The organism is Cytobacillus sp. QJM3NY_8, from assembly GCF_056173585.1.
Map to the genome: position 1 here is coordinate 5,084,695 of NZ_CM149681.1, position 14,086 is coordinate 5,098,780.

Genomic DNA, 14,086 nt, shown 5'->3' on the forward strand with positions numbered 1-14,086 from the left:
TTTTTGTTTATGTTTTGTTGTTACACTACTTTAAATATCCGTTTTTAGTAGAATCAAACGCATGAAAAGAAGATGTTAAATGCTTGTCTTAAATGTAATTTGATTTCCAGTTTTTATAATGATTCTAAAAAAGAAAGACCTCGCTCTGCAGCAAGGACTAACCGAAGATTTTCTCCCATATTTCAGCTAAAAAGAATTTTACTTCCACAGGTTCTTCATCTTCTTCTGTATAAACAGGTGCTGTTTCTTTTTCGGAATCTGTATCAGCAGCGATTTCTTCTGCTTTTACTTCTCCCTTCTTTTCTCCTTCTTCAAAGCCTTCGCTTACAGCCACACCGTTTGAGAAATCAAGGAAGCAAAGAGGAGGGAAAAGCACACACCACCAGTTGGCTCCTTTTCCTTCGCCAAGAGTGATCAAGATCGCTTCGTATTCGCCAGCCGGATATAAAAACTGTCCGTATAATTTCGTCGGGAAGCTGACTTTTCCAAAGTCGGCATTTACTTTCTGATCAGATCCTTCATCAGCTACAACTTCTTCTGCAATCTTTTGAATCTCAGGCAATCTGGACTGGATCAGTTCACGTGCATCTTCGATTGAAGTTAAATCTGCCACCCACTCAGTGATCTCTGCATTTATTGCGTCCCTTACTTTCCTCTTAATCGCCTGGTCTTCTTCATTATCGCTGTTGGCCAGAATGCGCAGCCTGATTGCCTCACTTGGTATGACCATCGGCTCATCTGCCGTCACTTCTGTTTGCGGTATATATAAACTTAAAATGGTTCCTAAGGATAAAATCAGTACATATAATTTCACAATCGTTTTTGTATTCATCATTTCCGGCACCATCCCTTCACTATCCACAGTGTGGACAGGTTGCCAGAATCTTAAACTATTAAAATTAAATTTTTTTATAGTATTCTGATGCAGTGCCTCTCACCTAATAAAAAACCGCCATGCCGGCGGCTGTGTTACTCTATTTCCGCAAAAACCATCCGGTCTTTGCCGTTAATGTCATAGACTGTTTCCACATTTGCCTGCGGGAATGCCTGCTTCAGGAGTAATGAAACTGCTTCACTTTGGCCGGCACCCACCTCGAAGCCGATGATGGCACGGTCTTTGATGACAGCTGGCAGCTCTTCCATGAAGCGCCTGTATAAGTCCAGTCCGTCTTCACCCGCAAAGAGGGCGCGGTGCGGTTCGTGCTCGGTAACTATATCTGACATCCACTCGATATCCTTTTCCGGTATATATGGAGGATTGGATAGAATGATATCAAATTTCTTCCCTTTTGAAATAAGAGGCTGGAGAAGGTCACCCTTATAAAAATCGATTTCCGCGCCATTCTGTTCTGCATTTTTCTCAGCCAGTTCAAGGGTTGGTCCGTAGATATCTGTGGCCGTGACATTTAATTCCGGTTTTTCAAGCTTCATCGTAACGGCAATCGCCCCGCTGCCTGTACCGATGTCTGCCATTTCAAGTCCATTCACAGAGCCGAACAGCTTATTTATCTTCTGCAGAGCGTTATAAACCAGTTCTTCCGTTTCTGGCCTTGGAATAAGTACATCTTCATTCACCTGGAAGGCGCGCCCATAGAATTCTTCAGAGCCGATGATATACTGAACAGGCTGGCCCGCAGCGTGTGATTGCACTGCCTTCTGGAATTCATCCAGGACTTCCGGATTCAAATCTTCACGTAAATTAGCCAAAAAGCTTGCCCTGGTCATCTTCATAAAATGCTGCAATAACAGCTCACCGGCATTCTCATCGCGGTTTGACTCTTTTAAAAAAGAAGAAGCCCAGTTGAGGGCTTCATATACTTTCATAGTTGGATTACTCATTGGATGCACTGTCCAGCTTCGCAGATTGCTCTTCAACGATCAGCGCGTCAATAACCTCATCGAGCTTGCCTTGAAGGATCTGATCAAGCTTTTGGATTGTCAAGCCGATGCGGTGATCCGTTACACGGTTTTGCGGGAAGTTGTACGTCCGGATACGCTCAGAGCGGTCTCCGGTACCAACTGCTGATTTACGCTGCTGGTCATATTCGGCCTGTGCTTCCTGCTGGAATTTATCATAAACACGGGCACGAAGAACTTTCATCGCTTTTTCTTTATTTTTAATCTGTGATTTTTCATCCTGGCAGGATACAACCGTACCTGTCGGCAAGTGAGTCAGACGAACAGCTGACATCGTCGTGTTAACACTCTGTCCGCCCGGTCCGCTTGAAGCAAATGTATCCACACGGATATCTTTTTCATGAATGTCAATTTCCACTTCTTCTGCTTCAGGAAGAACCGCAACTGTTGCAGTTGAAGTGTGGATGCGCCCGCCGGATTCAGTTTCCGGCACACGTTGAACACGGTGTGCGCCATTTTCAAACTTAAGCTTGGAATAAGCGCCATTTCCGTTGATCATAAAGATGATTTCCTTATAGCCTCCAACGCCCGTAGAGCTTGCCTCAATGACATCGATCTTCCAGCCCTGCGTCTCGGCATAGCGGCTGTACATACGGTATAAGTCACCTGCAAATAATGCAGCTTCATCACCGCCGGCTGCACCTCGGATTTCCATAATAACGTTTTTATCATCATTAGGATCTTTAGGAATGAGGAGGATTTTCAGACGTGCTTCCAGATCCTCTTTTCTTTCCTCAAGCTCGGACAATTCTTCTTTTACCATTTCGCGCATTTCGGCATCAAGCTTCTCTTCAAGCATGGCACGCGCATCCTGATACTGCTCTTTCACTTCTTTATATTCGCGGTATGTGTCCACAGTTTCCTGAATACCAGACTGTTCTTTTGAATATTCGCGAAGCTTTTTCGGATCATTGACAATTTCCGGATCGCTCAAAAGCTCATTTAATCTTTCATAACGGTCCTCGACAGATTGAAGACGATCAAACACAGCCATTCACCTCAATTTTTTATCCAAACCGCCGGATATTGTCCCAGCGGGGTATAGTTTCATTTTATTTAAAGCCGTAACTCCATAACATTCTAATTATAGTATAGGTGATTGTTGCAGTCAAAACCATTCGGGAATAAGGATGACTTCTTCCCTGTTAATAAATTTTCTGAAAAATCATTGCGGATTTTTGTGATATCCGATATATTGGTTTTATGAAAAACAAAAACATTACACCCATCAAACGTTTGTCCCTTAGAGATGAAGTATACGAAACAATTAAGAAAAATATTATCCAGCTTGATTTTGAACCGGGTTCGCGCCTTCATGACAAGGAACTGGCAGAAGACTTTGGGATCAGCCGCACGCCTGTCCGGGAAGCCTTAAAACGGCTTGAGGATGAAGGGCTTGTTGTATCGACGCCCGGTTCATCAACCCGAGTCACCCCTCTAAATGAAGAAGGTGCCAGCCACGCCTTTCCTGTGGCAGCTTCCCTGCATGCTTTAGGTGCCAGGCTTGGCGTTCCCCGCTTAGTGCCAAGTGATTTTAAAAGGCTTGAGGCAGCCAATAAAAATTTGGAGGCCGCTATGAAAAAACAGGATATTCTTGGTGCAGTAAAAGCAGATGAAGCCTTCCACGAGGTTTATCTTTCTGCTGCAGATAATCCCGAAATTATCTCAGCATTAAAGAGAATTATGCCCAAAATTCAGCGTCTGGAAATTGCTCAATTCGGATCTATGAATGGGCTGAAATCTGTTGAACAGCACAAAAAAATTATGGAAGCTAGCAGGCAAGGCCAGGAGCAGCTGGCATCCAGACTGGTGGAGGAAAACTGGCTGAGCCTTGGCGGGCTTTTAACAGGGAAATGAGGTGAACTCGCATGAAGGCTATTCTATTAGGCGTTTGCTCCGCCTTCTTTTTTGCTTTTACATTTGTTTTGAACCGGGCAATGGAAATGGATGGCGGGAGCTGGCTGTGGAGTGCATCGCTCCGCTATTTTTTCATGATTCCCCTATTGGGTGCCATTGTGGCATTCAGAGGGAATTTACGGCCATTATTTACTGAGATGAAAAAAACTCCCGGACAATGGCTGTTATGGAGCTTTGTTGGCTTCGGTTTATTTTATGCTCCGTTATGTTTTGCAGCAGCCTATGGTCCCGGCTGGCTGATTGCCGGGACCTGGCAGATTACGATAATCTCCGGCTCCCTGCTTGCACCGCTGTTTTTCGTTGCATATCGAACTGGAAAAGGAACTGTTAAGGCTAGAGGAAAGGTACCATTTCGCGGTCTGATGATGAGCCTGATCATTCTTCTTGGAGTTGCTGTGATGCAAGTCGAGCATGCCTCCTCCATTTCATTTCGGGATACCATGCTTGTAATCATTCCTTTAGTTATCGCATCCTTTGCCTATCCATTAGGCAACCGCAAAATGATGGATGTGTGTGAAAATCGGCTGGATGCCTACCAGCGTGTGCTCGGAATGACAATTGCCAGTCTTCCGTTCTGGGTCATTCTTTCTGCAGCTGCCATGGCAACAAGCGGAGTGCCCAGCTTTGGCCAGGTCACTCAGTCCGGTTTAGTAGCCCTTTTTTCCGGGGTCTTTGCCACGGTGCTTTTCTTTGCAGCCACTGACCTTGTCCGCGGCAATATGCAAAAACTAGGTGCGGTGGAAGCAACCCAGTCTCTCGAGGTCCTTTTTGCTGTTCTCGGCGAAGTGCTGCTGCTGTCAAGCCCCCTGCCATCTGGAATTTCTTTGACAGGGATGGCACTTGTGATCATCGGCATGGTGCTGCACAGTTATGTAACTTCAAATAAAGTAAAATTAAAAAGAAAGGCTGCGTAAAAAAAAGGCCCTAGGTAAGCAGGGCCTTTTTTATGTGCGGTCTTCCTGAACCTTTACTTCAATGTGATAAGTCGGAAGAGCTTTAATGAGATCTTTGTGCAATCGAGCCTGTGAATTAATCTTTTCCTGGTGGGTCATATTGCCTTGTCGATATGCAGTCACCCACATATCCTCTCCATTTACCCAAACAGCTCCCGGGCGATACCCCTCGTGAGCAGCAACGACCTTGCGGGCCTGGTCGATATCATCCTGATTATCCAGACGTTTGCCGTCAAAATTGATAAAGTTTGGGTTCTGCTCTCCGCTCATCGTCCTGTCCAATGTATCATTGTCCTCTGTACGGTCCAGATCATTATTTATAAATGAAACTCCATCCTGGGTCTCATGGTCATACTCACTCTCAGTTGCCTGATTGTTGGCACAGCCAGCCATAAAGGCGAGCATCAAAAGGAAAACACTAAGTTTTTTCATTACTGCACCTCCTTTTTATAGCATGTCCGCTATTAGGAGGAATGTGCAGTCCAATATAAGGCAGAGCTGGGGTAGTGAAGGATTTGAGTTAGCGGCTTGAACGTTCATGGCGGCTTTTTCGGCTGCCCTTTCGTTTTTCGGCTTCATGAGGCGGTCATGCCGACCTTTTCGCAGCTTCCTTTTGGTTTTTGGGCTTCATGAAGCCTTCATGGCGACCTTTTTCCGGCTTCCCTTCTGTTTTTCGGCTTCATGGAGCGGTCATGCCGACCTTTTCCCGGCTTACCTTCTGTTTTTCGGCTTCATGAGGCGGTCATGCCGACCTTTTCTCGCTTCGTTTTCATTTTTATGAGCCGCTCATGACGAAATTTTTAATTTCGCCTTCCGTTTTCCTTTTCCTGCACCATAAAAAACCCCCGCAAACAAAAAAACTGCCCGGAACATGCCAGGGCAGAGAGATCGTTTAGTATAAAATTATGATAAAAACTCGGTTGTTTTATGTTTGTCTAGAACATTTGGCGACTTGGGAACTTCATGGTGATGGCGGCAGCGCGGTTCATATGCTTCTGATGCGCCGACCAAAATAACCGGGTCATCATATGAAGCTGGCTTTCCATTGATCAGGCGCTGTGTACGGCTTGCAGGTGAACCGCAAACGGCACAGACGGCTTGAAGCTTTGTAACCAATTCTGCTATCGACATGATGGCAGGCATTTGGCCAAACGGCTCCCCGCGGAAGTCCTGGTCAAGCCCGGCAGCGATGACACGATGTCCGCTGTCAGCCAGGTGCTGAATGACTTTTACAATTTCATCATCAAAAAATTGCACTTCATCAATCGCAATCAAGTCAATGTCAGCTGTAATGTATTTAAAAATATCGGTAGACTGGGAAATGGGTCTAGCTATGACCGAAGTTCCATTATGTGAAACGACAGCTTCATCACTGTATCGGTTATCGATCTGCGGCTTAAATACAGCGATTTGCTGTTTGGCGAACTGAGCTCTGCGCACACGGCGAATCAGTTCTTCTGATTTGCCGGAGAACATGCTGCCGCAAATGACTTCCACCCATCCGTGATGATTCATAACGTACATGAACGGCCTCTCCTTCCTCGTTCTAACTAATAGAATGGCTTGTTATCATTAATTTATGAAGAAAGGGTCGAGCTGTAATTTGTATTATACTCGGCTTTTTTCAAGGCAAAAAAGTCCACTCAAAACAGTTCTTCATATCCAATAAGGCTTATTTCGCAATAAAAAACAGGCAAGATAGTTAACTTGCCTGTTTTTGTTGTTTATTATTTTTGTTCTGACTTAATGCCGTATTTCTTATTGAAACGGTCAACACGTCCGCCAGCTTCAGCGAATTTTTGACGTCCAGTATAGAATGGGTGGCACTCAGAGCAAGTTTCAACGCGGATCTCTTCTTGAACAGAACCGGTTTCGAACTCGTTACCGCAAGCACATTTCACCATTGCTTTTTTATAGTTAGGATGAATTCCTGATTTCATTCTTTTCATCTCCTTCCGCCCTGAATCATTCGAAACAGAGTTATATATTACGGGCAATCATGAATTGCCGTAAACTTCAAAAACACACTGTCATCATTATAACAAGTCCATGTATATTTTGCAATATGCGAATTCCGCATCCTGGAATTTCCAGAATGCTGTTTTTGCTTATTAAAGGCGTCCGCTGATTTCCGCTGCGGGCACTTGCTTTCCGCGGTAAGGAACCGGGGCCTTCGCTCCAACCAACTCAGTAGAATAATTTAGATTACTGCAGAAAACAAACTTAACATAAACAGCGTTTCTAAATAGCTACATGAGCATTCAAGGTTATTAAGAACGCTTAGCCTTCATTTCTTCTGCCAAGTTAGCAAAAAACTCTTCGTTCGATTTTGTCTGTCTTAGCTTGCGAAGCAGTTTTTCAGCAAAATCCGGTGAATCGGACATGGATTTGCGGATTGCCCACAGCTTGTCCAGATGATCTTTCTGTATAAGAAGTTCTTCTTTGCGCGTTCCGGATCGGCGGATGTCGATGGCCGGGAAGATTCTTCTTTCAGCCAAGGAGCGGTCAAGGTGCAGCTCCATATTGCCTGTCCCCTTAAATTCTTCGTAAATAACGTCATCCATGCGTGAACCCGTGTCAACGAGTGCAGTTGCCAAAATCGTCAAGCTTCCGCCCTCTTCAATGTTACGCGCTGCACCGAAGAAACGCTTCGGACGGTGGAATGCAGCCGGGTCAATACCGCCGGAAAGTGTTCTTCCGCTTGGAGGAATAACCAGGTTATACGCTCTTGCCAGTCTTGTAATGCTGTCCATCAAAATAACAACATCACGCTTGTGCTCAACCAGGCGCATAGCGCGTTCAAGAACGAGCTCGGCCACTTTAATATGGTTTTCAGGCACTTCATCAAATGTAGAGCTGACCACATCGCCTGCAACTGAACGCTCGATGTCTGTTACCTCTTCCGGGCGCTCGTCAATTAATAAAACAATCAGTTCCGCTTCCGGGTGGTTGGTTGTAATGCTATTGGCAATTTCTTTTAACAGCATGGTCTTACCTGCTTTTGGCGGCGCGACAATCAGACCGCGCTGCCCGAATCCAACCGGTGCAAGCAGGTCCATAATTCTTGTAGACAGCTGTCTTGTACCTGTTTCCAGTTTCATATGGCGGTTTGGATATAAAGGAGTCAGACCAGGGAAGTGAACACGCTCTTTTGCTGATTCCGGATCATCGCCATTTACGGCTTCAACTTGCAAAAGGCCGAAATAACGCTCATTTTCTTTTGGAGGACGGACTTTTCCTGAAACCTTATCTCCGTTTCTCAAGTCGAAACGGCGAATCTGGGAAGCGGAAATATAAATATCCTCAGAGCTTGGTGAATAATTGATTGGACGAAGGAAGCCGAATCCTTCTGACTGAATGATCTCCAGGACACCTTCCATGAAAAAGTAGCCTTCCTGCTCTGCTCTTGCTTTCAGGATGGCAAAAATCAATTCTTTTTTCGATAACTTGCTGTAATAAGAAACTTTATATTCACGGGCAAGTTCATAAAGCTCTTTCAGCTTCATATTTTCTAAACTTGAAATGTTTAAACCCATTTTTACACCACACTTTTGAAATTTTCAATCATTTCCTCCATATGCAGCTGTACAAATAATGGACTTTATATGAAAGGAAAGGGAAAGATACTTGAGGCACTGAAAATAGCTGAAGAATCTATCATTATGTTCTTAATTAAAGGTTTCGAGGAATGGAACGGTTTATTGTCCGTTTTTTAGTTGATATTGGAGGCATCCTCTTCTCCGAAATGCGTAAGCGCCTTGCCTGACCCTCGGGGGGAAGCGCTGGAGCCAATTTAAAAAACAATCTCTATTTTACCCCTTAATATGAAAATTAATCAATAACTAAATTTGAGATGGAAAATATAGCAGGAAGGAAATGAAAATGAGCAGGCTGGCGCAGATGGCCAGCTCTCATTTTCTTATCTATCTTTTATGAAAATTATTTAATAACAAGATTTGGCTTTTTCTTTAGACTATGGCGTCCTTCGACAAAGCGGACCGTACCTGATTTGGCACGCATGACAAGCGAATGGGTCGAACCATACGAACCTTTAAATTGTACGCCTTTCAGAAGCTCTCCGTCTGTTACACCTGTTGCAGCAAAAATGGCATCATCGCCTTTTACCAGGTCTTCCATAAGAAGGACTTTATTAATATCGAGGCCCATCTTCAAGCAGCGCTCAGCCTCTGCGTCATTTTGCGGAAGAAGTTTTCCTTGAATTTCTCCGCCAAGGCACTTAAGGGCAACAGCTGCCAATACGCCTTCAGGTGCTCCACCAGATCCGAACAGAATATCAACGCCAGTCTCATCAAATGCGGTATTAATGGCTCCAGCCACGTCCCCATCATTGATCAATTTAATTCTGGCACCAGCTTCACGAAGCTGGCTGATGATGTGCTCATGGCGCTCACGGTTAAGCACTGTAGCCACAACATCCTGGATATCTTTGTTTTTTGCTCTTGCGACCGCTTTCAAATTATCCAAAACAGAAGCGTTAATATCAATTTGTCCAACCGCTTCAGGACCGACTGCAATTTTGTCCATGTACATATCCGGAGCATGCAGAAGGTTTCCGTGGTCAGCTACCGCAAGAACAGCTAATGCATTCCAGCCTCCAGATGCTACGATGTTGGTGCCTTCGAGCGGATCGACAGCAACATCTACACGCGGACCGTAGCCTGTTCCAAGCTTTTCCCCGATATAAAGCATTGGCGCTTCATCCATTTCGCCCTCTCCGATAACAACTGTTCCCTTCATTGGCACAGTATCGAATACATCTCTCATTGCAGAAGTAGCAGCATCATCCGCTTCATCTTTTAATCCGCGGCCCATCCAGCGTGCTGATGCTAAAGCGGCACCTTCTGTTACGCGAACTAATTCCATTGACAAACTTCTTTCCATCGATTCTTCCTCCCCAGATTCTAAGGCTGGCAGCATGGCGAATGCAGACCGGCTATTACCGCCGGCACCGCAAAAGCCCGCCTTAATTTATATTTGTCTGCTGATGTCACTTAGGCTTTGGCCCAAGTAAATCAGTCAGCTGTCAATATCTCAAGATGTTTCTCTATTATGCGTTCTTCATTTGTTCCATTTCGTCTTTGCTCATTTCTTCGCGCCAGATTGTGGCACCGAGTCCATTCAGCTTTTCAACAAGGTGGCTATAGCCTCTGTCGATATGCTCTAAACCAGTGACTTCGGTAACTCCCTCAGCCATCAAGCCGGCAATTACCAGTGCTGCGCCTGCGCGCAAATCACTCGCCTTAACTTTAGCACCCTGAAGCTGAATTGGCCCATTGATGATTGCCGAGCGTCCTTCAACTTTAATGTTGGCATTCATCCTGCGCAGCTCATCAATATGCTTGAAACGGGCACTATAAATGGTATCCGTAACCATGCTTGTCCCTTCTGCACCAGTTAACAGAGAAGTCAGCGGCTGCTGAAGGTCTGTTGGGAATCCAGGATAAACAAGCGTTTTAATATCCACTGCTTTCATTTTTTCAGCTGGCCCGACAAATACCTGATCGTCGTTCGTTTCAACCTGAACGCCCATTTCGCGCAGCTTTGCTATTAGGGACTCAAGGTGATGGGGGATGACATTGTCAATCAGCACACCTTCTCCAGCCGCTGCACCAACAATCATATAGGTCCCCGCTTCAATCCGGTCTGGGATAATCGTATGCTGGCAGCCATGCAGCTGGTCTACGCCATCGATGCGGATCACATCTGTGCCGGCACCTTTGATTTTCGCCCCCATATTGGTTAAAAGCGTAGCAACATCAATGATTTCAGGCTCTTTTGCAGCATTTTCAATTATTGTTCTGCCTTTTGCCCTGACAGCAGCAAGCATGATATTGATGGTTGCCCCAACGCTGACAACATCGAGATAAATACGGGCTCCGCGAAGCTCATCGGCACGAAGGTAAATGGCTCCCTGCTCATTGGTCACACGCGCGCCAAGAGCTTCAAAACCTTTGATATGCTGGTCAATCGGCCTTGGTCCGAGATGACATCCGCCAGGAAGTCCAATAACCGCTTTTTTAAATCGGCCGAGCATCGCTCCCATTAAATAATAGGAAGCACGTAATTTTTTCACTTTTCCGTTCGGCAAAGGCATGGAAATCATGGAAGAGGGATCCACTGTCATATCATTTTCAGAGAATTCGACAGTGCCCCCTATTTCTTCAAGCAAATCTTTTAGAATTTGTACATCCGAAATATCCGGCAAACCTTCAATTGTCACAGGGGATTCCGCTAAAATGGTAGCTGGGATCAATGCTACAGCACTATTCTTCGCTCCGCTGATCCGGACTGTTCCTTTTAATGGATATCCGCCTGCAATCATTAGCTTTTCCATTTGTAACTCCCTTCTAAGCCGTTGTTAAAACACTCATGCTGACATTTGACTTCAATATTATAAAAATTGATAGCCCTTACAGCAAAAGCTACACACTACTTTTCTAACCAATTCCGCCAGAAAATAGCCCCAGATTCTATAAGAAACCAAATAGGCCTGTCTATTTTTAATATCGGAAAAATAGTCTTTGGGAAAATATGCACTTTCATATTATCATGTATCTGCATTTTGCAACATCGCAAGATGAACATGGAACAATTTTCCATTCGTTTTTTACAGATTCCGACATTATCTTTATCCTATAGTTTACACGAAAAATCAAATCTCATGTATTGTATTCAAAAAAAGTTAAAATTAAGAGAGAAGCACTAAAATCCGGGGTACAAATGATGGGGCAGGCTTTGCTCAAGAAAAGCGCAGGCGCCTTGCCCACCCCCGACACCTCGAGGGGGTAGGCTGCTTGCGCTAGACAGCTCTCAAAGTATTAAATAAGCAAAGCCAGTATCCTAAAGTTATTTTTTCGCAGATTCCATTATCCTCTTGAGTTCCAGTCTGCCAGGAATGCTTCGATTCCCTTATCTGTCAGAGGATGGTTGAATAATTGCTGGATGACTTTATAAGGAACTGTCGCAATATGAGCTCCTCTTAATGCTGCATCCGTCACGTGCTGAGGATGTCTGATGGAAGCGGCAATGATTTCTGTATCAATGTCATGAATCGCAAAGATTTCTGCGATTGTGGAAATGAGATCCAGACCGTTATGGCCAATATCGTCCAAACGTCCAAGGAATGGAGAAACGTATGTAGCACCTGCTCTTGCAGCAAGCAGCGCCTGGTTTGCACTGAAAATTAACGTTACATTTGTTTTAATGCCTTCTTTCGAGAAAGCACTTACTGCTTTTAGGCCATCGGGTGTCATTGGCACCTTGATTGTGATGTTTGGTGCAATCGCTGCCAGCTCTCTTCCTTCTTTAATCATGCCTTCAGCATCAAGGGCGATAACCTCGGCGCTTACTGAGCCTGGCACCAAATCCGTGATTTCGCGAAGACGGTCAGGGAAGGATACATTCTTTTCCTTTGCCACCAATGATGGATTGGTTGTTACCCCTGCTACTACTCCAAGGGCATATGCTTCTTTAATTTCGTCCATGTTTGCTGTATCGATGAAAAACTTCATAATAATCCCACCTTGTTTAATATTTTGATAATTTTTGTTGCGGATATCTATGTATTATTAAATAAAGTTGTGATTCTGTAAAGCCTTACATTTGGAAGCAGAAATCCCCAGCTGGCACTCAGCGAACCGCCAGATAAAATACAGGGAAACCGCCCCTAAATCTAGAAGCGGTTTCTTATCCAATGATATTTATTATGCTTTGTTTGAAGAACCGAACTCGCGCATTTTGCCGATTACAGTTTCTTTAATCGCTTCGCGTGCTGGTCCTAAGTATTTGCGTGGATCGTATACTTCTGTGTCTGCTGCCAATACTTCGCGAACGCGTTTTGCAGAAGCAATTTGGTTTTCAGTGTTTACATTGATTTTTGCAGTTCCTAAAGAGATAGACTTTTGGATATCCTTTGTTGGGATTCCAGTTCCGCCATGAAGAACTAAAGGAACACCAGTAAGGCTTCCGATCTCTTCCATTTCAGCAAAGCCAAGATTTGGCTCACCTTTATATGGGCCATGAACAGAACCTAGTGCAGGAGCAAGGCAGTCGATGCCTGTGCGTTTTACCAGTTCTTCACATTCTTTAGCATCAGCATAAATAACGCCATCAGCAACAACATCGTCTTCCTGTCCGCCGACAGTTCCTAACTCCGCTTCTACTGAAACGCCTTTTGAATGTGCATATTCAACTACTTTTGAAGTAGTCTCAACGTTTTGTTCAAATGGATCATGTGAAGCATCAATCATAACGGATGTGAATCCTGCATCAATTGCTTCTTTACATTTATCAAAACTTGAACCGTGGTCTAAGTGGATAGCCACTGGAACGGAAATTTTGTAATCTTCCAGCAGTCCTTCAACCATCTTTACAACCGTTTTGAAACCGCCCATGTATCGTGCAGCACCTTCGGAAACACCAAGGATAACAGGTGATTTTTCTTCTTCTGCCGCCTGCAGGATAGCTTGAGTAAACTCAAGGTTGTTTAAGTTAAATTGACCTACTGCATAGCCTTCTGATTTTGCTTTATTAAGCATTTCAGTCATAGAAACTAAAGGCATTTTTCTTCCTCCTTATTGATAATCGTTTAAGTTCGTCAGACTAAATACTGTTAAAGTTTTCCCCTTAACACTATCGAATATGTACCCTTAAAATAGTCCGCTAAACGAAGACGATCCTTTGGAATTCATCTGTTATCATACCAAAAAGGACTTAGAAAAGCCATTATTCCAGAGCGTTTTTGTTAATTGTCATAAAGCAAACGCTATCATTTTTATAGCGATGGAATTTCAGGTTAAAAACGGTTAATTTTGGATTATTTCGAGTTAGGCACAGGCAAATATTTCTTTACCGCTGCCCTGATGTCATCAATATCGAATGGCTTCGCAAAATGAGTAAGAGCTCCCAAATCCTTGGCCTCCTGAATCATATCGAGTTCACCATATGCAGTCATGATAATGACACGGATATCTTTATCCACCACTCTCATTCTTTTTAAAATTTCAATCCCGTCCATTCCCGGTATTTTCATGTCGAGAAGAACAAGATCAGGCGAATGCTTGGAAACAATGTCGAGAGCCTGGACTCCATTGGCAGCCTGGTATGTGTCGTACCCTTCTTTCTGTAGTACCTCATTAAGCAAAATACGGATTCCGAACTGATCATCTACAATTAATATTTTCCCTTTCATCAAGCCACCTCTTCCTGTCGTATTAAAAGCACTTAGGTTTAAAACCAATACTGAATTATGACTGCAGGTCACTTAACTATACATTCTC

General features: G+C 44.2%; 14 protein-coding genes. 2 read left to right on the forward strand and 12 right to left on the reverse strand.

What is annotated here, in order from left to right; translation table 11 throughout:
* Positions 1-157 precede the first annotated feature (157 nt).
* From spoIIR to prfA, 3 genes are all read right to left on the reverse strand, one after another.
* Entirely contained in the window at positions 158-832 is a 675-nt protein-coding gene (spoIIR, locus tag AC0VZ9_RS25860) for a stage II sporulation protein R (RefSeq protein ID WP_026041616.1), read from the reverse strand.
* A 137-nt stretch (positions 833-969) separates the two neighbouring features.
* Positions 970-1,824, reverse strand: coding sequence for a peptide chain release factor N(5)-glutamine methyltransferase (gene prmC / locus AC0VZ9_RS25865; protein ID WP_475396927.1), 855 nt, complete (start codon positions 1,822-1,824; stop codon positions 970-972).
* A gap of 7 nt (positions 1,825-1,831) precedes the next feature.
* Positions 1,832-2,905: a peptide chain release factor 1 gene (gene prfA, locus AC0VZ9_RS25870; RefSeq protein ID WP_019380601.1), complete on the reverse strand. Its 1,074-nt coding sequence runs from the start codon at positions 2,903-2,905 to the stop codon at positions 1,832-1,834.
* A 215-nt stretch (positions 2,906-3,120) separates the two neighbouring features.
* Between prfA and AC0VZ9_RS25875 the strand changes: the two genes are divergently transcribed.
* Positions 3,121-3,774 carry a GntR family transcriptional regulator gene (locus AC0VZ9_RS25875; RefSeq protein ID WP_071159486.1) on the forward strand — a complete coding sequence of 218 codons (654 nt, stop codon included), beginning with the start codon at positions 3,121-3,123 and terminating at the stop codon, positions 3,772-3,774.
* An 11-nt stretch (positions 3,775-3,785) separates the two neighbouring features.
* Positions 3,786-4,748 carry a DMT family transporter gene (locus AC0VZ9_RS25880; protein WP_251174315.1) on the forward strand — a complete coding sequence of 321 codons (963 nt, stop codon included), beginning with the start codon at positions 3,786-3,788 and terminating at the stop codon, positions 4,746-4,748.
* A gap of 30 nt (positions 4,749-4,778) precedes the next feature.
* Here AC0VZ9_RS25880 and AC0VZ9_RS25885 read toward each other — a convergent pair whose 3' ends face one another.
* The 9 genes from AC0VZ9_RS25885 to AC0VZ9_RS25925 form a co-directional block, all read right to left on the reverse strand.
* Complete coding sequence (locus AC0VZ9_RS25885) at positions 4,779-5,219, reverse strand: putative periplasmic lipoprotein (RefSeq protein WP_251174316.1); 441 nt, start codon at positions 5,217-5,219, stop codon at positions 4,779-4,781.
* Positions 5,220-5,690: 471 nt separating this feature from the next.
* Entirely contained in the window at positions 5,691-6,311 is a 621-nt protein-coding gene (locus tag AC0VZ9_RS25890) for a thymidine kinase (protein ID WP_009332277.1), read from the reverse strand.
* 203 nt (positions 6,312-6,514) lie between these two features.
* Positions 6,515-6,727, reverse strand: coding sequence for a 50S ribosomal protein L31 (gene rpmE / locus AC0VZ9_RS25895; RefSeq protein WP_009332279.1), 213 nt, complete (start codon positions 6,725-6,727; stop codon positions 6,515-6,517).
* Positions 6,728-7,057: 330 nt separating this feature from the next.
* Positions 7,058-8,323: a transcription termination factor Rho gene (gene rho, locus AC0VZ9_RS25900; RefSeq protein WP_009332281.1), complete on the reverse strand. Its 1,266-nt coding sequence runs from the start codon at positions 8,321-8,323 to the stop codon at positions 7,058-7,060.
* A 403-nt stretch (positions 8,324-8,726) separates the two neighbouring features.
* On the reverse strand, positions 8,727-9,689 hold the full coding sequence (gene glpX, locus AC0VZ9_RS25905; RefSeq protein WP_009332282.1) for a class II fructose-bisphosphatase: 963 nt from the start codon (positions 9,687-9,689) through the stop codon (positions 8,727-8,729).
* A 166-nt stretch (positions 9,690-9,855) separates the two neighbouring features.
* Positions 9,856-11,142 (reverse strand): UDP-N-acetylglucosamine 1-carboxyvinyltransferase, encoded by a 1,287-nt coding sequence (locus AC0VZ9_RS25910; protein WP_009332283.1) that lies wholly within the window; start codon positions 11,140-11,142, stop codon positions 9,856-9,858.
* 532 nt (positions 11,143-11,674) lie between these two features.
* Complete coding sequence (fsa, locus tag AC0VZ9_RS25915; RefSeq protein ID WP_009332284.1) at positions 11,675-12,319, reverse strand: fructose-6-phosphate aldolase; 645 nt, start codon at positions 12,317-12,319, stop codon at positions 11,675-11,677.
* 192 nt (positions 12,320-12,511) lie between these two features.
* Complete coding sequence (locus AC0VZ9_RS25920) at positions 12,512-13,369, reverse strand: class II fructose-bisphosphate aldolase (RefSeq protein WP_251174319.1); 858 nt, start codon at positions 13,367-13,369, stop codon at positions 12,512-12,514.
* A 254-nt stretch (positions 13,370-13,623) separates the two neighbouring features.
* Entirely contained in the window at positions 13,624-14,001 is a 378-nt protein-coding gene (locus tag AC0VZ9_RS25925) for a response regulator (RefSeq protein ID WP_175502221.1), read from the reverse strand.
* Positions 14,002-14,086 lie beyond the last annotated feature (85 nt).